Source organism: Flagellimonas aequoris, assembly GCF_003584165.1.
Lineage (GTDB): Bacteria > Bacteroidota > Bacteroidia > Flavobacteriales > Flavobacteriaceae > Flagellimonas > Flagellimonas aequoris.
This window is the reverse complement of sequence record NZ_QXFJ01000030.1, coordinates 603,956-628,731: the sequence shown is the minus strand read 5'-3', so window position 1 is coordinate 628,731 and position 24,776 is coordinate 603,956. Positions and strand designations below refer to the sequence as shown.

At 42.5% G+C, this 24,776-nt stretch carries 24 protein-coding genes and 1 pseudogene; 6 read left to right on the top strand and 19 right to left on the bottom strand.

What is annotated here, in order from left to right; all coding sequences use genetic code 11:
• Positions 1-109 precede the first annotated feature (109 nt).
• Positions 110-520: an acyl-CoA thioesterase gene (locus tag D2U88_RS16380; protein WP_119641596.1), complete on the top strand. Its 411-nt coding sequence runs from the start codon at positions 110-112 to the stop codon at positions 518-520.
• On the opposite strand, the gene D2U88_RS16375 is transcribed toward D2U88_RS16380, so the two are convergent.
• Entirely contained in the window at positions 517-1,800 is a 1,284-nt protein-coding gene (locus tag D2U88_RS16375) for a dipeptidase (protein WP_119641866.1), read from the bottom strand. The two genes, D2U88_RS16380 and D2U88_RS16375, sit on opposite strands and share 4 nt — an antisense overlap.
• A 126-nt stretch (positions 1,801-1,926) precedes the next feature.
• On the opposite strand from D2U88_RS16375, the gene D2U88_RS16370 reads away from it, so the two are divergent.
• Both D2U88_RS16370 and D2U88_RS16365 read left to right on the top strand, forming a co-directional pair.
• Entirely contained in the window at positions 1,927-2,700 is a 774-nt protein-coding gene (locus D2U88_RS16370; protein WP_119641595.1) for a hypothetical protein, read from the top strand.
• 12 nt (positions 2,701-2,712) lie between these two features.
• Positions 2,713-3,066 carry a hypothetical protein gene (locus D2U88_RS16365; RefSeq protein WP_119641594.1) on the top strand — a complete coding sequence of 118 codons (354 nt, stop codon included), beginning with the start codon at positions 2,713-2,715 and terminating at the stop codon, positions 3,064-3,066.
• Between the two features lie 409 nt (positions 3,067-3,475).
• Here the strand turns inward: D2U88_RS16365 and D2U88_RS16360 are convergent, their stop codons facing one another.
• Positions 3,476-4,339, bottom strand: coding sequence for a sigma-70 family RNA polymerase sigma factor (locus D2U88_RS16360; RefSeq protein WP_119641593.1), 864 nt, complete (start codon positions 4,337-4,339; stop codon positions 3,476-3,478).
• A 242-nt stretch (positions 4,340-4,581) separates the two neighbouring features.
• On the opposite strand from D2U88_RS16360, the gene D2U88_RS16355 reads away from it, so the two are divergent.
• Positions 4,582-6,093, top strand: coding sequence for a DEAD/DEAH box helicase (locus D2U88_RS16355; RefSeq protein ID WP_119641592.1), 1,512 nt, complete (start codon positions 4,582-4,584; stop codon positions 6,091-6,093).
• 108 nt (positions 6,094-6,201) lie between these two features.
• Positions 6,202-7,446 carry a glycosyltransferase gene (locus tag D2U88_RS16350; protein ID WP_119641865.1) on the top strand — a complete coding sequence of 415 codons (1,245 nt, stop codon included), beginning with the start codon at positions 6,202-6,204 and terminating at the stop codon, positions 7,444-7,446.
• 7 nt (positions 7,447-7,453) lie between these two features.
• On the opposite strand, the gene D2U88_RS16345 is transcribed toward D2U88_RS16350, so the two are convergent.
• The 12 genes and pseudogenes from D2U88_RS16345 to D2U88_RS16290 all read right to left on the bottom strand — a co-directional run bounded on the left by D2U88_RS16345 (position 7,454) and on the right by D2U88_RS16290 (position 20,333).
• A complete protein-coding gene (locus D2U88_RS16345) occupies positions 7,454-8,104 on the bottom strand; it encodes an ankyrin repeat domain-containing protein (protein WP_119641591.1) in 651 nt (216 codons plus the stop codon).
• A 209-nt stretch (positions 8,105-8,313) separates the two neighbouring features.
• Positions 8,314-8,904, bottom strand: a complete 591-nt coding sequence (locus D2U88_RS16340; RefSeq protein WP_119641864.1) for a hypothetical protein — start codon at positions 8,902-8,904, stop codon at positions 8,314-8,316.
• Between the two features lie 4 nt (positions 8,905-8,908).
• Positions 8,909-10,588: an N-acyl-D-amino-acid deacylase family protein gene (locus D2U88_RS16335; protein ID WP_119641590.1), complete on the bottom strand. Its 1,680-nt coding sequence runs from the start codon at positions 10,586-10,588 to the stop codon at positions 8,909-8,911.
• A 64-nt stretch (positions 10,589-10,652) separates the two neighbouring features.
• Positions 10,653-12,185 carry a prolyl oligopeptidase family serine peptidase gene (locus tag D2U88_RS16330; RefSeq protein ID WP_119641589.1) on the bottom strand — a complete coding sequence of 511 codons (1,533 nt, stop codon included), beginning with the start codon at positions 12,183-12,185 and terminating at the stop codon, positions 10,653-10,655.
• A 101-nt stretch (positions 12,186-12,286) separates the two neighbouring features.
• The gene (locus D2U88_RS16325) at positions 12,287-12,736 is read right to left on the bottom strand and encodes a YybH family protein (protein ID WP_119641588.1); all 450 of its coding nucleotides are present in this window, start codon (positions 12,734-12,736) and stop codon (positions 12,287-12,289) included.
• 15 nt (positions 12,737-12,751) lie between these two features.
• The gene (locus D2U88_RS16320; protein WP_119641587.1) at positions 12,752-13,864 is read right to left on the bottom strand and encodes a glycosyltransferase; all 1,113 of its coding nucleotides are present in this window, start codon (positions 13,862-13,864) and stop codon (positions 12,752-12,754) included.
• Between the two features lie 47 nt (positions 13,865-13,911).
• On the bottom strand, positions 13,912-14,952 hold the full coding sequence (locus D2U88_RS16315; protein ID WP_119641586.1) for an agmatine deiminase family protein: 1,041 nt from the start codon (positions 14,950-14,952) through the stop codon (positions 13,912-13,914).
• Position 14,953: 1 nt separating this feature from the next.
• A complete protein-coding gene (locus tag D2U88_RS16310; protein WP_119641585.1) occupies positions 14,954-15,841 on the bottom strand; it encodes a carbon-nitrogen hydrolase in 888 nt (295 codons plus the stop codon).
• 62 nt (positions 15,842-15,903) lie between these two features.
• Positions 15,904-17,661, bottom strand: a complete 1,758-nt coding sequence (locus D2U88_RS16305) for a serine hydrolase (protein ID WP_119641584.1) — start codon at positions 17,659-17,661, stop codon at positions 15,904-15,906.
• 267 nt (positions 17,662-17,928) lie between these two features.
• Positions 17,929-18,495 carry a porin family protein gene (locus D2U88_RS16300; RefSeq protein ID WP_119641583.1) on the bottom strand — a complete coding sequence of 189 codons (567 nt, stop codon included), beginning with the start codon at positions 18,493-18,495 and terminating at the stop codon, positions 17,929-17,931.
• 118 nt (positions 18,496-18,613) lie between these two features.
• A pseudogene (locus D2U88_RS16295) lies at positions 18,614-19,321 on the bottom strand (DUF4386 domain-containing protein).
• 124 nt (positions 19,322-19,445) lie between these two features.
• A complete protein-coding gene (locus tag D2U88_RS16290; RefSeq protein ID WP_119641582.1) occupies positions 19,446-20,333 on the bottom strand; it encodes an SDR family oxidoreductase in 888 nt (295 codons plus the stop codon).
• A gap of 132 nt (positions 20,334-20,465) precedes the next feature.
• Between D2U88_RS16290 and D2U88_RS16285 the strand changes: the two genes are divergently transcribed.
• Entirely contained in the window at positions 20,466-20,837 is a 372-nt protein-coding gene (locus D2U88_RS16285; RefSeq protein ID WP_119641581.1) for a winged helix-turn-helix transcriptional regulator, read from the top strand.
• A 49-nt stretch (positions 20,838-20,886) separates the two neighbouring features.
• On the opposite strand, the gene D2U88_RS16280 is transcribed toward D2U88_RS16285, so the two are convergent.
• The 5 genes from D2U88_RS16280 to D2U88_RS16260 all read right to left on the bottom strand — a co-directional run bounded on the left by D2U88_RS16280 (position 20,887) and on the right by D2U88_RS16260 (position 24,614).
• A complete protein-coding gene (locus D2U88_RS16280; RefSeq protein ID WP_119641580.1) occupies positions 20,887-21,309 on the bottom strand; it encodes a DUF6326 family protein in 423 nt (140 codons plus the stop codon).
• A 54-nt stretch (positions 21,310-21,363) separates the two neighbouring features.
• Positions 21,364-21,987 carry a class I SAM-dependent methyltransferase gene (locus D2U88_RS16275; RefSeq protein ID WP_119641579.1) on the bottom strand — a complete coding sequence of 208 codons (624 nt, stop codon included), beginning with the start codon at positions 21,985-21,987 and terminating at the stop codon, positions 21,364-21,366.
• A gap of 59 nt (positions 21,988-22,046) precedes the next feature.
• Positions 22,047-23,450 (bottom strand): alpha/beta fold hydrolase, encoded by a 1,404-nt coding sequence (locus D2U88_RS16270; RefSeq protein ID WP_119641578.1) that lies wholly within the window; start codon positions 23,448-23,450, stop codon positions 22,047-22,049.
• A 74-nt stretch (positions 23,451-23,524) separates the two neighbouring features.
• Complete coding sequence (locus D2U88_RS16265) at positions 23,525-23,932, bottom strand: hypothetical protein (protein WP_119641577.1); 408 nt, start codon at positions 23,930-23,932, stop codon at positions 23,525-23,527.
• Positions 23,933-24,014: 82 nt separating this feature from the next.
• Entirely contained in the window at positions 24,015-24,614 is a 600-nt protein-coding gene (locus tag D2U88_RS16260; RefSeq protein ID WP_119641576.1) for a Crp/Fnr family transcriptional regulator, read from the bottom strand.
• Positions 24,615-24,776: the final 162 nt, after the last annotated feature.

Below are 24,776 nucleotides of genomic sequence, written 5' to 3'. Positions count from 1 at the left end.
TGGTAATGAATTGTTTGAAATTGATAATTACACAAAATTAGTAGGGTAGTAGTGAAACAATCTACTGGGTATTGAAGTAACTTTGCCCTGTATTTTAAAAAGTTTCAATATGCGATTTCATACACGAAAATGGGTAAAACCAGAAGATTTGAACGCCAATGGAACACTGTTTGGCGGAAAGGTCCTTGCCTGGATCGATGAGGAGGCTGTCCTGTACAGCATCATTCAGTTGGAGAACAAGAAAGTTGTTACAAAATATATGTCCGAAATCAATTTTATGAGCACCGCCATTGAAGGCGATATCATCGAAATTGGTATAGATGTCATCAAATTCGGGGTCACCTCCATTTCCCTCAATTGTGAGGTAAGAAATAAGATGACCCACGAAAGTATTGTTACCGTGGACAATATCATCATGGTCAACCTTGATGATAAGGGCAATCCCAAGGCCCACGGTAAAACAAAAATTGAGTACGTTAAGGACCGTTTGGCCAAAAAGGAAAAGGAGGAAAACGCCTAGTTCAACGTTTTGGCAATAGCCTGGACTTCATCCAATACCCTTAGAAGATTGCCTCCCCAAATTTTGGCGATTTCTTCTTCGGTATAGCCACGTTTTACCAGTTCCAAGGTTACGTTAAAGGTTTCGGAAGCATCCGACCAGCCTTCAATGCCACCACCTCCATCAAAATCGGAGCTGATGCCTACATGGTCTATTCCCATTATTTTCACCATATGGTCTATGTGATCCACGAAATCGGAAACATTCACCGCTGGTGGGGCATTGGGGTCTTTTTTGGCAAGCTCTTCGGCAATGCCCATAACTTTTTGATAGTTTTCAAAAAAGGTTTCACGTTGTTCAGGGGTCAAACTTCTGAATTGGGACCTTTCGTACCATTCAATACCCAAAGAATCGGCCACCTTTTTATTGATTCCATTAAGATATTCGGAACGGGCCTCGCTTTTTTCCGCGTTTACATAGGAACCCAAGGCAACGGCCTGTACCACACCACCATTCTTCATCATCATCAACAGTTGCTCATCATCCAAGTTACGACTATGATCACACAATGCTCTTGCCGAGGAGTGTGATGCGATGATGGGAGCTTTGGAAAGCTCTATCATTTGTACCATGGCTTCCCTTGATGGGTGGGAAATATCGATCATGATCCCCACACGGTTCAATTCTGCAATGGCCTGTTTGCCCAAATCACTTAGACCATGGTACAGCCAAACACTGTCCCTTTCCCCTGTATTGGAGTCACTGAACTGGCTGTGTCCATTATGGGCCAAGGACATGTAACGGGCACCCATTTTTTGGTATTCCTCTATTTTGGAGAGATCCTCGCCGATGGGATAGGCGTTTTCCACACCGATCATAGCAACTTTTCTTCCTGATGCGGCTATTTTCCTTACATCATCCGAGGTAAGGGCCAACCCGATCTGATCGGGCGCAATCTCCTCGCAAAGTCTATGGATGGCATCAAATTTGGCCATGGCATTTTCCGACGCCTTGGCATAACCCTCGGTAGTGAGGGTATCCTGTCCGGTATACACAATAAACCAGGCGACATCCAAACCGCCTTCTTTCATTTTGGGCAGGTTTACTTGTGTATCCAAGTTTTGGGTGTAGTTGATACTGTCGGTAAAATTGGTCACGTTGATGTCGTCATGGGTATCAATAGTGATGACAGAATCATGGATCCTGTGTGCCAATTCTTCCAAAGTTTCGGTCTTTTTGGGTTCTTTTTCTCCGCAAGAAATAAATAGGAGAATGCTACAGATGAGGTAAATATGTTTCATTGGTCGGTTTTTATACATACAAATAAAGCAATTTGACAACAAAAACCGAATCCTACGGAACAATAAATTGTAATCCCTCTTTTTATTGGACATTTTTAGTGAATTAACAATTATTGCATACTAAAATTGGGAACACGGGAATTACTCAACTATCTTGAAAAACTGGAAATAGGACTAAGTTCCTTCTCTTATGAGGAACTGGGCGTTGTAGAGGCAGGGGAACTTAAAAAATCGTTCGAGGTCTTCAAGCACGGACTCGAAGACAAAGTATTTGGTGTATCGGAACTGAAGCAACTGGAGAACATCTACAAAAGAGTGGGCATCTTGGAACCCACTGGAAAAAAATCCGATGCCACAAAACCCAATAATCATCTTTTACAATTGTTGGATGCTTTGGAGAATACCCCTCTGAACAAAAAACAACAGGATCTGACGGATACGTTGAGAATAGCGATCCAAGAACTGATCCATCCAAAAAAACATACCTCCGAAACTATGCCTACGAACTTTCAATATATTGAGAAAAGCCTTGTATCAGGCTATTCTGAACACAAGATCAACCTGAAACCGGTCCTTGAGGACTGTATGGGTCGCATGGAACTCTTGGAGGAAATGGTACGGATGTTCAAGCAAAATGTACTGGAATTCATTGGAAGTGCCAAAGTACACCTGATGAACGAGGATTTCACTGCCTTAGAATTGGCCTGCCAAAAAATAGGCCCCAACCTTAAGATGATGAAAACCTTTGATCTGCTGGAAACCGTACAGCAGATGGCCCTGTTGAGCAAAACCGATAACGATGCCAAACACCTGGCCTTTCTTTACGAACAATTTGTGACCGAATACCCTGTGGTGCAAGAGCAGGTGGATTTTGAAATGGAACTTTTCAGAACGATGTAAAAAACCAATACCGTGACAAACGCCGAACTACCAGCATACCTACAGAGCATATTTTATCCTTTGTTTCAACATGCCAAGGACTTGGAATGCAGATTGATGCTGTTGGACCAAATGTTGGAGGTAGGGGACAAGAAAGAGATTCCTTTCTTGGCGGAATTGGAGACACACGAGAACCCTAAAATCAGCAACAAGGCGTTCGAGATCAAAACAGCCTTGCAAAACAAACTTGGAGTAATAACGCCAAGCGAAAGGAGTAGGTTGCCGATGAAACTATGTTTCATTTATGATGAATTCAACATAAGACCGAGCAAGAAAGATCCTGATCTGGACTTTGAGGTGGCCTTGGATATTTTGGATACTGATTGACATGCTCATTTCACAACTTATGGTAAGAATTTCACCACAAAAAATTGTATTGACATAATCTTTCGAATAGATTCACGTTATAGGAAATACCCAAACAACAAAACCCCGAAATTACAATGTTATACGACACCTACGGAGAAGAATATTTGGCATTTCTACAGGAACTGAACGAAATCCTAAGCTTGAATGAACTTGCCGAACTTGATTACCTATAGTTGACCAAAACCCCAAATTTTGTTTCGATGAAAAATTTTAACCAAGAAAACACAGCGTACTTAAACTTTATTCAAGATTTGAACGAAATGCTTACAGATTTTGATATCAACCTGTTGAGTCACCCATAATTAGTGTTTAAGTGAATATCATGGAAAAGGGGATGTAAAAACATCCCCTTTTCCATTTTCAGTATTTATCCCAAATAGGATTTCAGGATCTTGCTTTTTGAGGTATGGCGCAACTTTCTGATGGCCTTCTCCCTGATCTGCCGTACACGTTCCCGCGTAAGGTCAAAAGTGCTTCCAATCTCTTCCAAGGTCATGGAGGGCTGGTTGCCGATACCATAATACAGTCTTACCACATCGGCTTCCCTTGGGGACAAAGTATCCAAGGCCCGGTTGATTTCCGTGTAGAGGGATTGGTGCATCAGTCCTTTATCGGGTTTTGGGGAGTCCCCAGCTCTGAGCACGTCATATAAATTAGAGGTTTCTCCTTCTTTTAAAGGTGCATCCATGGAAACATGTCTTCCCGTGTTCCGAAGCGATTGTTTAACCTCGGTGACCGTCATGTCCAATTCTTTGGCGATTTCCTCTGGGGATGGTGGCCGCTCATGCGCTTGTTCCAAATAGGAAAAGGTCTTTTTTATTTTGTTGATGGACCCTATTTTGTTCAAGGGTAGACGAACAACCCTTGATTGTTCCGCCAATGCTTGAAGAATGGATTGCCTGATCCACCACACCGCATAGGAGATGAACTTGAATCCCCTGGTCTCATCAAAACGTTTGGCCGCTTTTACCAGACCTACATTGCCCTCATTGATCAAATCGGGCAGTTTAAGCCCTTGGTTCTGGTACTGCTTGGCCACCGAGACCACAAACCTAAGGTTGGCATTAGTGAGCTTTTCCAAAGCAGCTTGGTCACCGGCCCTGATCTTTTGCGCGAGTTCCACTTCCTCCTGAGCCGTGATCAAATCAATTTTACTGATGTCCTGAAGATACTTGTCAAGGGATTTGGATTCGCGATTGGTGACCTGCTTGATGATTTTTAACTGCCTCATTCGATAAATGGTTTCATGGTGTTACAAGCTTTCATTATACGTTTTTACGGGTAGAATTCCAAGTGGAAAATGTTATTCTTATCAAAATGTTATGAGTCAAAATGCATAATCCATAAAAAATTCTGTTAAACTCCAATTGTTGATAGTATCTTGATAGAAAACCATGCGCACCTCTTCCCACAAGCCCAAAAAACTCCTAATTTTGTAGGGTTTTTTAATTTGAAACCCATAACCATTTTCTTTTGGAGGTAAACAGAAAAAATCACAAGAAAACCCTATACGATTACCAGCAAGAAGATCTTAGAAAGATCTTTAAGCATTTGGACGACCTACCACAGGGTACCAATATCTTGTACCAATTGCCGACAGGAGGGGGAAAAACCGTCGTGTTTTCCGAGATTACCCGTAGGTTCATCAACCAGACAGGGAAAAAGGTTATGGTCCTGACGCACCGCATAGAGCTGAGCAAACAGACCTCGGATATGCTTCACGGATTCGGGGTGCCCAACAAAGTCATCAACAGTGAGGTGAAAGAACTGTACGACCAAGATGACTATATGTGTTTTGTGGCCATGGTGGAAACCTTGAACAACCGATTGCAGGAAGAAAAGGTAAGCATAAAGAACATAGGGCTGGTCATTATCGATGAGGCCCATTACAACTCGTTCCGTAAGTTGTTCAAATATTTTGAACACGCCACTATCCTGGGAGTAACGGCCACGCCATTGAGTTCCAACATTAAACTTCCCATGAAGGATCATTATAAGCACCTGATCATTGGGGAGTCCATAAAATCGTTGATAGATAAACAGTTTTTGGCCAAGGCCAACCTGTATAACTATGATGTTAGCCTCAAGACCCTAAAATTGGGAATCCATGGGGACTACACGGTAAAATCTTCGGATGAGTTTTATGGCAACCACAGCATGTTGGGCAAACTATTGTCCGCTTATGAGGAAATTGCGAGGGGAACCAAAACGTTGATCTTCAACAATGGTATCAATACGTCTTTGTACGTGTATGAAACCTTCAAAAAGGCCGGGTACAATATCCGGCACTTGGACAATAAGAACACGGCCACCGAACGAAGGGATATCTTGGATTGGTTCGCCGAGACACCCGACGCTATTCTTACCTCGGTAAGTATCCTGACCACTGGTTTTGACGAACCTTCTGTAAAATCCATTATCCTGAATCGAGCGACCAGATCGCTTACCCTATATTTTCAAATGATCGGCCGGGGCTCTAGGATCATTCCCGGAAAAGATGAATTCAACGTCATCGATATGGGAAACAACCTTGCCCGTTTTGGCCCTTGGGATGCTGCCGTGGATTGGCAGGAGATTTTCCATTTCCCAGATTTTTATTTGGAGAACATCAAAAATGATGAGGAAATTGAACGAGACTTTGTGTATGAAATGCCCGAAGAACTCAAAGCCAAGTTCAGCAAATCGGACAACATTACCTTTGATGTCAAGGAAGAGTACAAAAAGATATTCGCCGAAGGAAAAAAATCCAAGCTGGTCTTGGAACTTAGCATAGAACAACATGCCCAGATTTGTGTGGAAAACAGTGAGGATGTGTTTGATGCCCGGATCTTGGCCAAGGAACTCAAAGAAGAGATTGCCTATAGGGTTAAGCAATATTCCTATTGCATCATGAACAACACCAAAAACTACAAAGAGTGGTTGGAAGAGGATTACGAACGTAAGCTGCGCTCCAGTATTTCCAAGAAATTTGCCATGCGGATGTAATTTGAATTGCTGGCTGGTTGGATTATTAGATCACGGGATTGTTCACTGTTGATTGTTAATGGTTGGATTTTGTTTCCTGAGTCTTGATTCCCCTAAGTTGACTTGAATATGACCAAAAAGCTTTTAGTGATCGGCCATGTGTGGCCAGAACCCAACACCACAGCCGCCGGAGGGAGAATGCTCCAACTGTTGGAAGCTTTTTTGAGCTTTGGTTACCAAGTATCCTTCGCTTGCACTGCAAGCAAAACTGAGTATAGCAAGAGCCTTTCTGAGATAGGAGTAAAGGAGGAATTCATTCAACTCAATCATCCCAGTTTCGATGCTTTTATTGAAAATTTGAATCCGGATTTGGTTCTTTTTGACCGTTTTATGGTGGAAGAACAATTTGGTTGGCGGGTGGTCGAATTTGCCCCTCAAGCCATTCGGATATTGAACACAGAGGATTTGCATTCCTTGCGAAAGGCTAGGGAAGAGGCAATAAAAGATGAAGTGGAATTCAATATAGGGCAATGGAAAACCCATCCTTTGACCTTGAGGGAAGTTGCCAGTATCTATCGTTGCGATGTATCGTTGATGGTTTCCACTTTTGAGATGGGAATTTTGCAGGAGCAACTTCAAGTACCCCAAGGCTTGCTGTTACATTTACCACTGATGCTGGAAGTACCAACGGCCAAAAACATAAAAGAATGGCCCAGTTTTGATGAAAGACAGCATTTTATCACAGTGGGCAATGGTAAACATGCCCCAAATGTAGACGCTATCAAAATCTTGAAAAAAGAAATCTGGCCCCTCATCCGAAACCAGTTACCCAATGCCGAAATCCATATCTATGGGGCTTACTTGCCTCAAATGATACAGGAAATGCATGCACCGAAACAAGGGTTCCATATTAAAGATTGGGTGGAAAACCTTGATGAAGCCTTGCAGAACTCCAGAGTTTTATTAGCCCCCATACAGTTTGGTGCCGGTATCAAAGGAAAATTACTGGAAGCCATGAAAAATGGAACCCCCAGTGTTACCACATCTATTGGTGCAGAAGGAATGCATGGGGATTTGCCTTGGAACGGCGCCATTTCAGATGAATGGGACACTTTTGCCCATGCAGTCGTGGAGCTCTATCAGCAAAGGAAACTTTGGGAACAAGCTCAGCACAATGGAATCAACTTACTCCACACATATTTTGATAAGGAAAAACTTCATGATCGTCTAGCTCGATCAATAGTGAAAATAGGTGAAAATTTGGATGCACATCGGGAGCAAAACTTTATAGGGAGGCTATTGCAGCACCAAACCTTGAACAGTACCAAATACATGGCCAAATGGATCGAGGCCAAAAACGGGCATCAAGGCTGATTCCTGGCTACCTTTCTTCCAGATAGGCGGCAACTTCCTTATGCCCATCCCGTTTCACAATGCTAAGGGCCGTATCGCCATTATCCATTTTCAGGTCGATATCGGCACCCTGTTGCACCAATAATTTTACGAGTTCCAAATTCCCCCGATGCGCCGCAGAGTGCAAGGCCGTAACATTTTGCATTTGCGGGGCATTGATGTCTGCACCTTTTGCAATCAGCAATTGACACAACTCAACATTTTCCTTGGCCACAGCGGCATGTAACGCATTTACCTTGGAAGGATTGGTCGCATGAAGATTTGGGTCCGCACCTTGTTCAAGCAACCATTTGGCAATTTCTATTTGATCAAAAAAGGCAGCCAAGGAGACCGGTGTAAAACCATCGTTGGAATATTGGTTTATAAAGCTTGGGGTATTATGGAGCAATTCTTTAACCCGTTCCACTTTCCCACAGACAATGGCTTCATGAAACGCAAATGTTTTCTTGAGGGTTTTTGCCGTTTCAAAAACATCTGGCATACCACTATAAGCAATCATCAGCAGTCCTGATGTCCCGCTTTCATCCTGTTGACCCAAAACCTCGGGGGTTTCTTTGATCAAGTTCAGGATTTTGTCCGTTTCTTTATTCTTGATGAATTCCTTAAGATTTGCAATCATTTGTTAACTATTAATATTGAGCGAAATTCTTTTTTTGACTCTTACGTTCCATCAATATTTTTTGATTCTCTTTCACGATATGGGGACTGTTTACTATTGGATTCTTTTTTAATCTATTTATTAATGTGTTTGTAAAGATTCTTCACCAGACTCAGAATGATCATGTTGACAATTACCAACTGCTCATTGTACATTGGTTATTGTTCATTTCACTGATCAAGATTCGGCACCAGAGAAGGGTCATAGGTTGCTCCCTTGGCCACCTGAACCATGGTAATCCGTACCTTGGTAGGAAAGAACTTTTCAAAATCTTCCCGCTTGTGGGCATGCCCTTGCCCGCCACTGTCATCCTTGATGACCAAATCCATCTGTTTGATGCCTTCCGACCAAATAATGGATTCATTTTCCCAGAATTCCGTCATCGGGACATCTTTTTCATAAACCCCTTCATCCAAATAAAGATCCGTGGAAGTACAGCCATACCCATTACCCTGGCCATGGTTGGGAATATAGCAAAGTGTCCATTTTGTTGGTTCCTTGCCCGGTGGTTTTTCCAAAACATGGATACGGATGTGCACTGTCCCGTTCCTAAAATCCACAGGAGATGTCCAATCCGTGGGAATATCCGGGTTTAACTTATCCCCAGTTACATAATAATGTGATTTACTTGGTGTGGAAGTGTCTGCGTCATGCTTGGTATAGGTGTACTCTACATCAAAAAGTACAAATTGATTTTGTGGCGACTGCGACCAGAATAGCATCGGTGATAAAAAAGTTACCACTAAAACGAGCCTCTTCATGTTATCAATCTTTTGTGTATCCCGGTCCACGCACCACTTGCCCTGGAAATTCCCCGGTATGCTCGCCATCTTTCAATACTTGGGTACCGTTGACAAATACATGGACCATCCCTTCGGCATATTGATGGGGGTTTTCAAAAGTTGCCTTGTCGATGATGGTTTCCGGATCGAACAACACCACATCAGCATAATTGCCCGTGGCCAAACTTCCCCGTTTTTTGATTTTCAAGTTGGTCGCCGGTAATTGTGAAAGCTTATGGACCGCCTCCTCCAAGGAAATCACCTTTTCCTCACGCACATATTTACCCAACAGACGGGCCACATTGCCATAGCTTCTTGGGTGGGTACTGGATTTGAGAAAAACCCCTTCCGTGGCTAGAGAACCCGCATCGGAGCCAAAACTCATCCATGGGAGGGCAATCTGTTTTTTCACATTGTCCTCGGACATTAGAAAATAAATCGTGCCCACACGACTGCCATCCTGTACCACAAGGTCCATGGCCGTTTCTTCTGGGGAAGTCCCCCGTAATTCGGCCACTTCCTTCAAGGTTTTACCTGTATACTGTTTAAGCGTATCATTTTTGAATCCGACCAGCAATATTTTGCTGGGGTCTCCAGCCGCTTGCATCAAGCTTTCCCACTCATCCGTGGGGGTCATCATTTCTTCCTTGACTTTCTTTCGAATAGCGGGGTCCTGCAAACGCTCCGCCCATTGGTCATATCCACCTTCCTGAACCCACGGGGGCATGGCGGCATCCAAGCCTGTTGCCCCAGCCACGTAATTGTACATATCGGCCGTAATGTGAAGCCCAGCCGCCCGGGCTGAATCTACCTTGGCCACCACATCGTCATATTTATCCCAATTATCCTTCCCGCTCTCTTTTAAATGATAGATTTCTGCTCGTATACCCGCTTCATGGGCAATACGAATCAGTTCATCCAAACTTTCCAATAACCGCGACCCTTCACTCCGCATATGACTGATGTACATGCCGTCATACTCTGCTACCACTTTACAAAGTTCTATGAGTTCCTCGGTGCTGGAATAAAAGGCCGGTGCATAGATCAGTGAAGATCCCACACCCAAGGCACCTTCTTCCATGGCCTGTTTTACCATCAATTTCATGGAATCCAGTTCCTGTGGAGTAGGGGCCCGGTCTTCATAACCTACCTTGTTGATCCTTAATGTTGTTGCACCCACAAAAGAAGCCACGTTGGGTGTAACCCCTTTATGGGTCAAATATTCCAGATATTCGTTCAGGGTGTTCCAAGTGATATCAAATTTGATGTCGCCTTGGCTTTCCTGTTCTTGTTTCTTCATCTTTTCGTTAAGGGGACCCATGGACCACCCTTCGCCAAAAACTTCAAGGGTTACGCCTTGTTTAATATCACCCATGGACCTTCCATCCTCTATAAGGGATTCTGTGGCCCAACTCAGCATATTGATGAAGCCTGGGGCGACCACTAGGCCAGAGGCATCCACTTCAACATTACCGGTAGCTTTTTCCAGGTTGCCAATGGCTGCAATGGTGTCGGCATTGATACCCACATCGCCCATAAAAGAAGATCCACCGGAACCATCCACGATGCGGCCGTTTTTTATAAGTACATCAAAATTTTGGGGTTTGCTACAACTACCCATAAGAAGCATGGCAAGAAGGAAAGTGGTCAGTGTTGGTTTCATAACTCGGTTATTTGGTGAGAGATAACCAAGTTAATCCTTTTTTGTTTAAGGGCAAGTGACCATTTTATTTCCTCAGCTGTTCCAATCGGTCAATGGCATTTTGGTTCTGCGGATTTAAATCCAGGGACTTTTTAAAGCTAGTGACCGCCTTGTCTTTCTCTCCCAAAAATAAATAGGCCTCTGCCAAACTATCATAAAGGTTGCTTGAATTTGGATAAAGGGCCGTTGCCAATAAAAACACATTGATTCCGTGGGCAGATGTTTTTGGGTTGAACACCAACTGTAACCCAAGATTGTTGAGTTTCCCTTCTGGCAATTCCAAGGTGGGATGTTCTTTCAATAGCGATTCGTAAAGCGCGTTCAGATTGCCATAGTTTTGTTCCGCAGCCAATTCATTAAAATCATTGAAACCAAATCCTTTTTCTTTTGGTTCTTTGGCTTGATAATCCAGTATATCCTTTGCTATTCCATTTTGGGAAGGATCGTTGTTTAAAAATTTAAGGGCTTTCGGGTCATTTTTCAAAAATGCATCCAAAAAATTCAACGAATACTGGGATACCAACCTATAGGATTCCATGATCTCGGGATCACTTTTATCCTGTCTTTCATCCCTTGATTGAAACAAGACCCCCAAGGTACTGAAATAGGAATGCGTCATGTTGTGGAACTTCAATTGATAGGCCTTGCTATTGGTGAGACTATCGTAAAATTCAAACTTGGTGTTGAGTTCCGGGTCTATCTTATCTTCAGCCATAACCTGCTCTGGAATGTTCTTTTGGGCCATATGGATGAAAGGAACATCCACCTTATCCATATTAAAGAAAGGGGATTTTTTCAACGTGTCATATTGATATTTTATACTTCCATCCAAACTGACAATGGCCATGATGTTCTCATTTCTCATTTGTGACAAAACGTTGGACAGCCCTCCAAAGCTAAAACCCATGGTAGCCATATGGTCCGTTTCCACATAAGGCAATTTTTGGACTTCTTTGATCAGAAACTCAATATCCCTAGCCTGTGTTTCCAAGTCTTTTGGGGTGCCTCCCTCAAAAAATCGATTCTCAGTACCTCTACTTGGACTAGAAATCACCACATAGCCGTGACTGGCCAGATATTCGCACAAAGCAAAATTTTCTATGGATGACGCTTGATAACTCGGGGCATAAACGACCACTGGAAATGTACCCTCAGCCGGCTTTATCCCATATTGCGCAGTTGTCTGTTCTTTTAAATGGCTTTGATTCGCGAAATTATTTGGATAATAAAACCAATTCAATATTTGGTCATTTGGCAAGTATTCCCATTCCTCTTCTTCTTTAAGGATTTCCATGTAATCCAATACGTTCATTGGCTCAGTGTAATCCAAAGCTTTACCTGATGGATACCAAATACTTATTGGGATGGGCCTTGGAATACTTTTGTTGTTCCAGTCATAAATTCTCTTATATGTTCTGGTACTGTCGGAGGTTAGGTAGTGTTTAAATCCTACGTGGAAGTCTCCACTTTCTAAATCAATTTTCTTTAAAGAAGTCTGCGCTAAAACCAGGCTAGTCTGGACCAATACTAAAATAGAAAGTACTACTAATCGTCTCATTTTATGGTGTTACCCACAAAAGATAAAAAAAACCACGACTTGTTACAGGTAGTAAGCCATTTTATTAAGATTTCTGTTCGTTCAAGCAACGATGCGTCCAGTTAGTCCCAAACAAATTTCCAGGTTTGATCTGGTTGGCGCTTCCAAACGGTATGAAAAACTCCTGTGTTTTGCATTTCGGCACCCGTGGAATCTTTGTAGGTCAATTGATATTTTCCATACGTATAACCCAAATCCCCGGACGAGGAAACATCCACAAAATCGGGCGCCCATGAAAGCTTAAAGTTTGATGAAGAAGTTTGATGGGAAAAATAAGTCTTCAGACCATCTTTCCCTTTCACCAATTTGTTGTTGCGCATCATGACCACATCATTGGCACAATAGGTTTCAAAAGCTTTTGCAACACCTTCTTTTTGTGCCATATTGGAAAAAGCTTTTTCCGTATCCCGGATTTCTTGTTTCCAAGTCTCCAGTTTTGATTTTTTAGTAGGAGTATTGCAACCAAGCCACAGCAAGACAATCAATCCAATACAAACCCTCTTTATATCCATAGGAAATCAAGATTTTTATTTACATGCTGCTACACTCAGGTCGTACAGTTTTTTGATCTGTTCCTTTTGAAGATAGTTTTTCTGGATGTGTTCCCTTCCTTCAAGTCCCATAGCCTTGGCCTGAATGGGATCCTCGCAAAGTTGCATCATAAAATTGGCCATGGCATCTGCATCGGTTTCCTTCACTAAAAATCCTGTCCGCCCATGCACCACTGCATCTTTAATGCCTCCGTGTTCCGTGCTCACAATGGGCAATCCCGATGCTCCAGCTTCCATAATACTGACCGGAGTTCCTTCCATATCACCATTTGGGGCGGTAATGGAATGTTGCACAAAAGCCAATGCTTCACCCATGAGTTCGGCAATTTGGGATTGGTCCAAAATTCCAGTGAAAGTCACAGCATTTTCAAGACCTAATTCGGCTACTTTTGCTTCACATTCATCAAATAAGCCCGTTTTTTTACCCACCATGGTAAGAGTGGCATCTGGGAATTTCTGGTAGACCTTGCTAAAGGCATCAATGGTATACAATGGCCCCTTTTTAGCTGCAAATCTTCCTACGGCCAAGAATTTTTGCTCTTGTGCCGGTTGTTCAGTGGGTTTGAATTTATCCGTATCCACTCCACAAGGTACCACCTGTATTTTTTCGGCAGGGGCACCAAGTTCAGTCAATTTGGCCGCCATGTCATTTGACACCACTATAATGGACGCGGCATAGCCGAACAGCTTTTGATACTTCCCTCTATATTTTCCAAGAAGTTTTTGGTCCGTGGCGTCATGACCATGAAAAATGACCAGCAGCGGAATGTCCAAAGCCTTGCAAACAGGAACCATATGGGCAGCACACATACCATAATTGGCCAAGACCACATTAATTTGATTCTTTTTCAGGAACTTCTTCATACCGTAATTACTGAAGAAATTATTTCGACCAACCAAAAGTTTAACCGCTTTATGGGCCACCCAAAAGGGTTTAGGACTCAGTAATTTCCCGCTTTCTTCCCGTTCAGGATATCTTCCACCATACACCGTGAACACCTCTGCCAATTTGGAAAATCCAGCGATTTGGTCACGAATAAAGGTTTCGGAGTAGGCATGCTTTTCGGAACGGGTAATACAGATTCTCATCTAAGGATTTTTACAATGGTACAATGTAACCAATTAGGGCGAAAACGCTACAATGGTATCTGCTGACTCAAGCAGTGCAAGGTGCCAAATCCCCAAATGAGGTCGATGGCACTGATCCCGATCACTTCCCTATCAGGGAACACATCCACTAGCATGTTCAAGGCCTCCCGATCCCTTGAGTCGTTAAAAGTAGGAACCAGAACAGCTTTGTTCAAAATGAGGAAATTGGCGTAACTGGCAGGGAGTACCACTCCATCAAAATCGATTCGCTTGGGCATGGGAAGGGTAACAATTTTTGGCTTGGCACCATCTTCTAAAACCGCACTTTCCAAACGTTTCAAATTCTCTTGTAGGACCGCATAATTGGCATCCTTCTTATCGGATTCCACAACCGTAACAATGGTGTTTTCATTGACAAATCGTGCCAAATCATCAATATGTCCATGCGTATCGTCGCCTTTGATGCCATCTCCCAACCAGATGGTATGGGTAACCCCAAGGTATTCTTTAAAAATGGCTTCATAATCGGCCTTACTAAAACCAGGATTGCGCACTTGTATCTTTGGGTCCAACAGGCATTCTTCCGAAGTAATCAAGGTGCCCTTACCGTTCACGTCAATGGCTCCTCCTTCCAATACCACGGGTTTGCCCTTGTATTTGACTTGTTCCAAAGGAATTTTTAGCGATTGTGACACTTTTTCGGGAACGTGCCGATCCAATTTATAATTGGAATATTTGGCCCATCCATTAAAATTGAAGTTGAGGGCCTTTCTTTCCTTACCATTTTTCACAATGATAGGGCCAGAGTCGCGCATCCAGCTTCGGTTGGTCTTGTGAATGATGAAGGAAACCTTATCTACATTTACATGGGCGGTTTGAAGGAGATCGAGCACTTTGTTTTTGAGTTCCTCGGAAGCCACTACCAAAAACACCTCTTCAAAAGTGGCTACCTTTTTAATGAACTCTACAAAAGCCCATTGAATGGCACCGTATTTACCGGGCCAGTCGTTTCCATTGTGGGGGAAACACAGTAAAATGCCCTGTTGTTTTTCCCATTCCGCGGGAAATCGCCACGCAGTTTTAGCCATATCAGTCGATTGCCCTTTTGGTTATTTCTCCGTACATATCAATCCTTCTATCACGAAGGAAAGGCCAGTTTTGGCGCACATTTTCCTGAAGGTCCAGATCCACTTCGGCCATCAATATTTCTTCTTGGTCATGGGAAGCTTGTGCCAGAATTTCCCCTTGCGGCCCACAAATAAAGGAGGAGCCCCAAAATTCGATTCCAGCGGTATCTGGCAGGTACTTTTCCAATCCGATACGGTTGGCAGCGGCCACATAAACTCCATTGGCCACGGCATGACCTTTCATGACATTCATCCAAGCACCGTGTTGCTTTTCACCGTATTCTTCTTTCTCCTGTGGATGCCATCCAATGGCAGTAGGGTAGAAGAGTACCTCGGCACCTTGCAGGGCAGTCAATCGGGCTGCTTCAGGATACCATTGGTCCCAACAGATCAAGGTACCCACCTTTCCCTTTTTGGTTGGGATAGTCTTGAAGCCAAGATCCCCAGGGGTGAAATAAAATTTTTCATAGAAGTGGGGGTCGTCCGGAATGTGCATCTTACGGTACAATCCCGCTTCGGAACCATCAGAATCTATAATGTAGGCGCTGTTGTGATACACACCCGCCATGCGTTTTTCAAAAAAGGGAACAATGATCACCACACCGAGTTCCTTGGCCAAAGCACTGAACGCTTCAAAAGAGGTGCTGTACAGCGGTTCCGCAAAAGCGAAATTCTCCGTATCCTCACTTTGACAGAAATAGTGGCTACTGTACAACTCTGGCAACGAAATGATCTCCGCGCCTTTGGCTGCTGCCTTTTTAACCCACTCCACACATTTTTTTAAATTGTTTTCAGGGGTATTGTTCAGGTTTAATTGGATTACCGAAACGGTATATTTATTTTTTCCCATGTGTAATGATCAACTGTTCTCAAAAATCAAGGTAAAGATAATTGTATTGTTTTCAAAAAGGGTCATTTTTTGTCATATGGGATATAATTCTCCCATTCCCAAGGGGTATAAATGTCGGCCATGGCCACTTCTAGGAGTTCCTTGAAAATGCTGTTGCCATTTTCAGAGTTGGTCATGATCATGATGCCTTTCCCCGCTTCTGGAAACAATACGGAGTGATGTACAAAACCACTGCCGTGCCCTTCCTTGAATACTGCCTTTCCGTATGGTGTTTCAAAATAACCCCAGCCCAAACCATATCCTAGATGGATGGAATCGTATTTTTCGGTAACAATTATGGCCCCTTCACTGAATTGTTTTTCGGTACGAATACTGATATGGGGGGTGAAAATCTCGTTATAAGATGCCTCGCTGATGATTTTTTCATGGAGCACTGCGGTCAAAAATTTGGTGTAATCCTCGGCAGTGGTTTCCAAAGTACCACCAGCGCGCGGTTCATTATCCTTGTCCTTTTTCAACGCTTCGCCCTTTTCATTATGGCCCACTGCATAATCCTTATCAAATCTGGGTTTCCATTCGTAAGCAGAATTTTTCATGCCGAGTGGGTCAAAAACAATTTCCTTTGCCAATTGATCCAATCCTTTACCTGTCAACTTTTCCAAAACTACCTGCAGGTAAATAAACCCTTCACCACTATAGCCAAATTGAGCACCCGGGGTACCATGGACCCTCAGTTTGTAATCGGGTTCGAACCATCTGTAATTTTTGAAACCAGTGGTATGATCCAAGCACATACGAGCCGTAATCTTATGGTAAAGAGAGTCTTCCTTTAAACTGGAAAAATCATCATGCCAGCGGGTCTTAGGCTCATATTCGTATATTTTTTTGGGCAGATAGGATTCCAGAGGTGTATCTAAGTCAATAATTCCATCTTCTACCAATTTCATCACCAAGACCCCAAAAACTGCTTTACTGAACGAGGCTCCATAAATATTGGTGGAATCTGTCAACGGGTATTTTTTCGGAAAATCCTTATATCCAAAAGTATGTTGGTAAATGGGTTCATTATCATTGAAAATAGAAACGGCCATTCCGGTAATCTTGGCATCGGCCATCAGTTGGTCTATTTTATGGCTGACAGAATCCTTGGTAATCAAAGAGCCATCCAACCTTTCAATAGTTTCTACCTTTTGTCCTGTACAGCTTGCCAAAAGCGAGATTCCGATAAGAAAGCACAATGCCTTGGGCACATTTTTCTTCTTCAATTTTAAAAAGGGAATGGACAAAGGATAATAGCACTTGTCCTTTTGCAGTACATAAATGATGTTGAAAATGACAATGCCCACACAAATGGGTACAATGGAAATAAAGAGGATGAACCCAAAAAGGTCCACGGTCATTAAGCTTATGAAGGACAGGACCGCTAACAGCAATGCCGTGATCTGAAAGTTGATCACCTTAATGCCGTGCTCATTATAGATAGGGTTGTCGTCCTTTTTGTGGATCCAGAGAAAAAGGGGTGCAAGCACATTGAGTAATGGAATAAAAATGCCCAAAAGGGGAGTAGCATGAATAAGCAGTAACCATTTTTTCTTCAGGGTCTCTTCCCTTGGGTCATCCAAAGGCAGTAAATCGCTAACCTCGACTTCCAAAGCGGCCGCCAAAAGTTTAACCGTGTTCAGATGGGGGGAAACTTCTTCATTCTCGATGCGTTGAATGGTGCGTACGGTTACATTGGTCCGTCCGGAAAGCTCTTCTTGGGAATATCCTTTGATTTTCCTCTGATACCTAAGACGCTCTCCAATTGATGTGTTGTTCATGATTTTTTTGTTTTGATTCTAGGACAAATGTATCTCGGGAACCTTGTCAAGAACACGACATTTGGATGTCACCTTTATGTCAATACCAGTAAAATCAATAGTTTGAAGCATATTTCAATTCAAAACACGAATGTGACCATGAACTTAGGATTATATTGTCACAATACCTAGATTGAAGAGAAAAACCTCATCCCAATTTTATAAAAACAAAAAAACTCCATCAATTTTAGTTGATGGAGCTCTTATATTTCTGCTTATGTGATTTCTTTAGAACATAAATCCAAGTCCCGCAGAAAACACGGAATTATGGACGTCCACATCCTCGACCATTTCCGAGAATCCGTAGGAATATCTACCCTGAATGAAGAATCCAGATGGAAATTTGTACTCAACGCCTGCCGCTCCTTGAAAATCAAAGTCGTTCACGGAATCGGTATCGAAACTCCCCGAATCCTCATTGGGATCAAAATCAAATTCTTCATTTACCTTAAAACCAAACTGTGGTCCGGCATGAATGTTCAAACCATCGGCAATGTAAAATTTCAGCAACAGTGGAACTTGAATGTAATCCACCTTGAATTGTGCATTATCAACATCAAATCCCTGACCGGAATAATATACCTCTGGTTGCAACGATACATGATCGGACAAGGGTGCTTCCGCCAACAAACCTAAATAAAAGGAAGTCCTGGAGTCAGGGCTGTCGTAGTCATCGCCGGCCACTGTGGCAAAGTTGGCACCTCCTCTAACACCCAATTGTACATTGTTGGAATTCTGGGCAAAACTGGTCGCCCCGATAAATAGAATTGCTATAATTAAAATACTTTTTTTCATCACGTTAAAATTTAGGGTTTAAATCTGTGACGAAATTAGAAGAGGAGAACGGGGCAGCTTGATTCAAATCCTAAAAATGTTGACGCAAAAAGTAAATCCCTGATTCGGGAAACCCATGTTAATCAGAGGTCTTTTGCCTTTCTTGTCCTGGACGAACACCCACAACCAACAACCACAAGCAAATTCCTATTTCCCCAATACTACCGGGTCTTGTAATAAATTTGGATAGAAGGCTCCCTCTGTATCCCTCGAAAAGAAAATTTCCCAAAAAATTCACGAGATAGCCAAAGCAACCGAACATGAGCAGACCTCCCAATATTTTAGGAAGGAAACCTGATCTATATACCAAATATCCGAATGGGAACAACCACAATCCCCAGAATATGGATACTACCCTTAGGCCACTATTGTACGAATAAAAGAGATACATGACTTGCTCCTGCACTTGAGCCAAATCCATTCCATTTGGTCCTTTAGCTTTTTCAACGAGCGTTAGAATAGTAAATTGGTCAATAATATTCGTCAAGGAAATGGGAACGCTTACCACCACCAAGGCAACCATGGCCAGGGCATAGTTTTTATTTACGGAATTCAGCAATCGATAGAGCACTTAGAGCAAGAGCAAAAAGGCAATATAACAAACGATTCCTGTGAGTATCCAATACTTGAAGAGCATCAAGTTGTCCGTAATATTCTGAAAGGTAGCAACAGCATCTTGTTTTACTAAAAAATTGGAAGGCAGTATACCCAAATTGAATATGCCTGTTACCACTACAATCAAATAAATAAGACCTGCAATGCGTGCAATACGAACTTCTTCTTTCATCTATATCTGTTTATTTATGGTTTGAAGAACTTCTCCTAAAAATGTTACATCGATTAGGTCAATAAATCATAAAAAGATTAAGGCAGTCCTTGGGACCGCCTCAGCTTTTCATGAGTGAGGATGATCATCCATACACTTCCTCTAAAAATGCCTTTATGGACTTTGTTGGCCGACCCAACACTATTTCTAGGTCTTGGGTTTGCTGTGCAAACTCTCCATTGGCAATTCCCAGACTGAACATAGAAAGCAATTCAATGATTTCCGTTGGCAGTTGATAAGAAGCCATGGTTTGTTTGAACTCGTTAATTTCCGGGGAAACATAGGCAATGGGCTCCTTAACTATTTCAGACAAAATTTTGGAAACATCTTCAAAACTTGTCTCCTCACTACCGTTAAACTCGAGGATTCTATTTTCGTATTCAGCGGCATTTGCCAAAATATTGGCTTCGGCTTCGGCAAAATCCGCTCTTGGAACAAAATTGGTCTTCCCGTTGGAAGTCGGCAGATAGATGGTCTTGGATTGCAATAATTGTGACCGTTCTCCCAAGAACATCGGGATTACTTCCCCATATAGATTGTGTCTCAGGATCGTGTATTTCAACCCGGATTCCAATATCCAATTCTCTGTTTTCACATGTGCGTCCACCACTACGTGTAAAGGTGCATCTTTGGACACATCTTTGCGAACCGTGCTGGTATAGAGGATATGTTTTACTCCAGCTTTCTGGGCAGCATCCACAACATTTTTATGTTGGGGTACTCGCTTGTTTATATCACTTGCAGATACAAAATATAGGACATCAATGCCCTTGAAGGCTTTTTCAAGGCTTTCGTAATTGTCATAATCTCCCGATCGGAGCTCAAAACCTTGTGTTTCTAATTCTTTGGCCTTATCACTTTCTACGTTCCTGACCAATACCGCAATATCACCGGCAGGTACCTTACCTTTTAAAAAAGAAGCTGTGGTGCCTCCCAAGCCGCCTGTGGCCCCAGTAATCAATATTTTTTTCATCTTATTAATTTATAATAGTTATTTACTTACTTTTGGTAAGTCAAAGATAAAGAGTAAGTGCAGCACAAACTAGAGCGTACATTTCAGTAACCCACTTACCTAAGGGTAACCTTAACTGAAAATCAATTTATTATGGAGAAAATTGTTGTTAAAAACTATGCAGATGAAGAAAATTGTCCTGTGAGGAATGTTCTGGACAGATTTGGCGATAAATGGTCCATGTTGGTCATCATGCTTTTAGGTGATATGGAGGTTCTTCGATTTAACGAACTCCATAAATACATTGATTCCATTTCGCAGAAAATGCTAGCGGTAACTTTAAAGAAACTGGAAGCGGATAATCTCATAAATAGGACCATGTTCCCCGAAATTCCCCCACGTGTTGAATATAGTTTGACTGAGCGTGGAAAAAGTCTATTGCCCTTACTTCTCAACCTAGTGCAATGGGCCAATAAAAATATGGGGGAAATAACCCAATCCAGATTGGAAAGGGGTACAAAATAAACTTATTGCTTTCTCTCTAACTTTTAAAAAAGAGGGAACCGCTCTTGTTTCATTCCTTGTTCTTTGGCCATTTATAGGCGTTTATAACAATTATAGCGGTCAGAATGCTTTCCAAAATGGCCAAGAAAACATAGAACATGTGCCAATCCGAATAGGAAGTTAAGGCAATGAGCAACATGAGTGCCGTGTAAAATGTTCCTAATAATAGGTTCAAAAATCGATTGGCAGCAGGTTTCAAAAAAACAGACAAACAGACCATCAATGCGGGAATGGCCAAAAGGAGGGAGGCCATCAACAATTTAAAGGGATTGTCCAACATATTATTCCCTCCGATCAAACCCTCCACTTTTCCAGGCACATAAAGTTGAAAGTAATCCCCATAGATATAGCAGAACATCACAGCGGACCAGAGCAATGCCAGTTTGATCTTCACATTAACTTTGAAATCTTGGTATTGGTTGGGCTGTTTCATAGAAAACCAGTGTTAGCTATCGATTAGAAGATTCAGGTTCAAATTTGTTACTGTCTATTTCTTTTTTCCCAAAAAGCGGACCACGGAACCTTTACCGATGTGTCCATACCCTTCGTTAAGTTCAATGACCGTTTCCTTTAGTTCCAAAATCTCATACCCCTCAAATTCGGAAAGAATCTCTTCGGTAGAGAACAAAGAACCCAAATCCCTTGGTCCACCTACACTTTCATTTTTAAGTTGATACTCCACATGGGTCTTGCTGAAGGCTTCAAAAATGAGAATCCCTCCCTTTTTTAAATAGGTGCTCAAAAGTTGGTGATACCCCTTTCTTATTTGTGGTGGAAAATGGGCATAGATCAAAGCGATGGCATCAAATTGTTCCTCTTGATACCCGAGCGTTTGCAGTTCTCCAATTTGATAATCGATGCCAACCTGGTTTTGATCGGCCAGTTTCAGTGCCTTTTTTCGGCCTTCGATGCTAATATCGAAAGCGGAAACGTTCCAACCCAACTTCGCTGCATAAACGGCATTACGTCCTTCTCCTTCTGCGGGAAATAGAATATTTCCTGGGGTAAGTCCTACTAATTTTTCCTTTAGATATTCATTGGGTCGGGTGCCATAGGCATATTCTTCTTTTCCAAATCTTGTGTCCCATTTTTTAAGCCAATCGCTCTCCATAATCCTAAATTTTTGATACGTAAATTTACGGAGATACCCTCGAACATGTGGTTGCAAAATCAATCCAGTGTGACATTGGTATCTTCAACTTCGTTGCCGGCTATGGATTTCCCTTCTAAAAAAGCCATCACCGCTTCCTTAAAGGCATCTGGAGCGAACAAAGCAATAAAATGGGGGGCATTCCTTACGGTTACAAACTCAATGGAACCTTTGTCCGATAATTTTTCTACGTGTCTTTTGGCTCCTTCCCAATGTGTTTTGGGATCCAAGGAACCATCAATGATCAATGTCGGAGGCATTTTCTCGGGAACACCTGCAAAATAGGCATCGTGATCATAGGTAGGCATTGTGTTTTCGGCTATCAACTTGGGCAAAGGGCTCGTAAAAAGTAGGCCTTTGGATTCCTCTACCACTTCACTCTTTTTTAATTGAGGTCTTGGATTATTCTCAGATGCGGTGATCACTTGGGCAAGAGGGATGGAATTGGAAGAAGTACTATACTTTTCCCCATAATCCCTATAAAATGCTGTAATTTCTGCTATGGCACTGTTCAACGGACCAACTTCATCTTTGGAAAGTGATTGTATGATTTCTGGAATTTTTCTTCTGACCGTTGGTAAGTCCAGCATCATCCCAAACAAAATTGATATGTCCTGCTTTGGTAGGTTTTGGGCAAAAGCGTCATCTGCTTTGGAGCGATTGATAATCGTTTTCAACTGTTCGGATAGGGAAGGGGAGTCCTTTCCTGTTTTTCTATCGTAATATTCCAATACTTCTTGCCCAACACTATGGGTCACAAACGAACGATGGCTCAAATCATATTCCATGTCATCTTGAAGGGGGACAAGGGAATCCAAGAATACCCCATCGAGTTCCAAAGGACCCAATTGCAACAACCGTAGCACCAATTGTGTACCATACGAAACCCCATAAACGTAACGCTTGCCTTCACCACTTAATTCATTGATCAAATAATCCAAGTCTTTGGCCGCATTGGTTATGGAAAACGCCTTCACGTATTCTTGATGACTGAACATATACCCAAAACATGAACCCCATTCCTCGCCAACCAGTGCAACTCCACCAACAGATTCCACCGATTCTTCTTTTGGGCAGATTTTTCCAGAAAGTCCTGTTCCCCTGTGATCGGGCACAAAAATGTCAAAATCGGGAAACAGTTCCGCAAACTGATACACGAGTGGGTAAAGGCTGGCACCTGATTCCCCAGGACCGCCAGCCACCAACCAAATAGAACCTTTCCTCTCTTTTTGTGCCGGGAATTTTCGAACGAACAATTCAATGGTTTCATCCATATCCGTTCCATATGCCAATGGCACATTGAGTGTGGCGCAAAGCGAATTTTGCAATTCGGGTGTATTGTTGTGGTCTTCACAAACTGAAAACTGTGCTTTCCCATGCATCAAAATGAAAAGGAAAGCGAGAACCGATAATTTTTTCTTCATCAAATCAATATTAATCCTTTTGGGCCTCCTTCACCGGTCGGGCAAAGTTTCCATGGACTGGGTCAGTGATCGACCTATAAACTTACACTCTGTGGATTCTTGTTGGGGACCATTCTAAAAATATAATACGTGAATCCCATGGCCAACACAACATGGACGATACTATTGGGGATAATCCCTGAAATCTCGGTGATAGTACCTTTTGCAAAGGCCAGGACCTCAACGGTCAACAATCCCAATTGAATAAGGACATTGCCCAAGAACAACACAAACAAAGTAGGCGAGGACGGGTGTTTTCGAATCAAGAAATTAATGACTCCCAACACAATGAGCAAAATGCCCACTTCGGTCATCCAGACCTTGACCCCATCGTCAGGAAACACTCCTTTGCTTACCAGCAGTAGGGATGGGAAAAAAGTGGCCGTTACCCCGACCATGAGGGCAATCATTGAGGCTATGGTCAAAAAAGTCTGTCTTTTCATGTAAAATGTCTTTATGTTTAGGCAAAGCTCATCAAAGACCTTTTAAAAGCACTTGATGTGAAATCAACTATTTTGAAAAAAGCTAGGCAATTTTAGCCCTCGGGCTTGCGTAAGATTTTCGAATCCGGCTCAAATGTTCCGGGGTGATGTTGAGGTAAGAAGCCACCATTTTTAAAGGCACGCGTTGAATGACCTTCTTGGCGTGCTCCATGAGGTACCGATAGTTTTCCCCAGCGGATTGGTTGCTCTTCCTTGTCATGGACTCGTAAAGTTCAATATAGCGGCATTCCACAACGATCCTGCCTAATCTCTCAAAGGATTTGTATTTGTTGAACATGAGGTACAGGGCACTCCTGGGAATCAATAACAGGTCTGTATCCTCCAAGGCCTGATAGTTGTTAAAACACGGTTTTTGGGAAATAAAGCTGTAGTCGTCGTAGAACAGATCGGAATCGAAATAGAAGTTGTTCGTCAACTCGTTACCATGGGCCATGGAAAAACTCCGAACCGCTCCATTAATAATAAAGACCAAATGTTTACACACCTCTCCATTTTCCCATATCATCTCATTTTTAGCGATACTCTTTTCTATGAAAAAATGTTCAAATTCTTCCCAGACCTCATTTTCCAGGGAAGAATAAGTACTCAGGGCAGTTCTAAGCAATTGTCCGTTTTTGTTCATTTTTTGACCGTTATGTCAGTAAAAATCTGACTTTGACCAAAAAACAATGTCATTAATATCTGCAGAGTGGCTTTAAAATTGCCTCAAGTGGACAAATGGAAAGGTGAAACGTTTATCCGTAAACCAATACGCGTCTTCGTGAAAAACACATTAGGATTTCTT

Excerpts from the sequence above, each read along its gene's own strand:
- D2U88_RS16380 (WP_119641596.1), top strand. The coding sequence starts at position 110 with ATGCGATTTCATACACGAAAATGGGTAAAACCAGAAGATTTGAACGCC.
- D2U88_RS16375 (WP_119641866.1), bottom strand. The coding sequence starts at position 1,800 with ATGAAACATATTTACCTCATCTGTAGCATTCTCCTATTTATTTCTTGC.
- D2U88_RS16360 (WP_119641593.1), bottom strand. The coding sequence starts at position 4,339 with ATGAGGCAGTTAAAAATCATCAAGCAGGTCACCAATCGCGAATCCAAA.
- D2U88_RS16350 (WP_119641865.1), top strand. The coding sequence starts at position 6,202 with ATGACCAAAAAGCTTTTAGTGATCGGCCATGTGTGGCCAGAACCCAAC.
- D2U88_RS16345 (WP_119641591.1), bottom strand. The coding sequence starts at position 8,104 with ATGATTGCAAATCTTAAGGAATTCATCAAGAATAAAGAAACGGACAAA.
- D2U88_RS16340 (WP_119641864.1), bottom strand. The coding sequence starts at position 8,904 with ATGAAGAGGCTCGTTTTAGTGGTAACTTTTTTATCACCGATGCTATTC.
- D2U88_RS16335 (WP_119641590.1), bottom strand. The coding sequence starts at position 10,588 with ATGAAACCAACACTGACCACTTTCCTTCTTGCCATGCTTCTTATGGGT.
- D2U88_RS16330 (WP_119641589.1), bottom strand. The coding sequence starts at position 12,185 with ATGAGACGATTAGTAGTACTTTCTATTTTAGTATTGGTCCAGACTAGC.
- D2U88_RS16325 (WP_119641588.1), bottom strand. The coding sequence starts at position 12,736 with ATGGATATAAAGAGGGTTTGTATTGGATTGATTGTCTTGCTGTGGCTT.
- D2U88_RS16320 (WP_119641587.1), bottom strand. The coding sequence starts at position 13,864 with ATGAGAATCTGTATTACCCGTTCCGAAAAGCATGCCTACTCCGAAACC.
- D2U88_RS16315 (WP_119641586.1), bottom strand. The coding sequence starts at position 14,952 with ATGGCTAAAACTGCGTGGCGATTTCCCGCGGAATGGGAAAAACAACAG.
- D2U88_RS16310 (WP_119641585.1), bottom strand. The coding sequence starts at position 15,841 with ATGGGAAAAAATAAATATACCGTTTCGGTAATCCAATTAAACCTGAAC.
- D2U88_RS16305 (WP_119641584.1), bottom strand. The coding sequence starts at position 17,661 with ATGAACAACACATCAATTGGAGAGCGTCTTAGGTATCAGAGGAAAATC.
- D2U88_RS16300 (WP_119641583.1), bottom strand. The coding sequence starts at position 18,495 with ATGAAAAAAAGTATTTTAATTATAGCAATTCTATTTATCGGGGCGACC.
- D2U88_RS16290 (WP_119641582.1), bottom strand. The coding sequence starts at position 20,333 with ATGAAAAAAATATTGATTACTGGGGCCACAGGCGGCTTGGGAGGCACC.
- D2U88_RS16285 (WP_119641581.1), top strand. The coding sequence starts at position 20,466 with ATGGAGAAAATTGTTGTTAAAAACTATGCAGATGAAGAAAATTGTCCT.
- D2U88_RS16280 (WP_119641580.1), bottom strand. The coding sequence starts at position 21,309 with ATGAAACAGCCCAACCAATACCAAGATTTCAAAGTTAATGTGAAGATC.
- D2U88_RS16275 (WP_119641579.1), bottom strand. The coding sequence starts at position 21,987 with ATGGAGAGCGATTGGCTTAAAAAATGGGACACAAGATTTGGAAAAGAA.
- D2U88_RS16270 (WP_119641578.1), bottom strand. The coding sequence starts at position 23,450 with ATGAAGAAAAAATTATCGGTTCTCGCTTTCCTTTTCATTTTGATGCAT.
- D2U88_RS16265 (WP_119641577.1), bottom strand. The coding sequence starts at position 23,932 with ATGAAAAGACAGACTTTTTTGACCATAGCCTCAATGATTGCCCTCATG.
- D2U88_RS16260 (WP_119641576.1), bottom strand. The coding sequence starts at position 24,614 with ATGAACAAAAACGGACAATTGCTTAGAACTGCCCTGAGTACTTATTCT.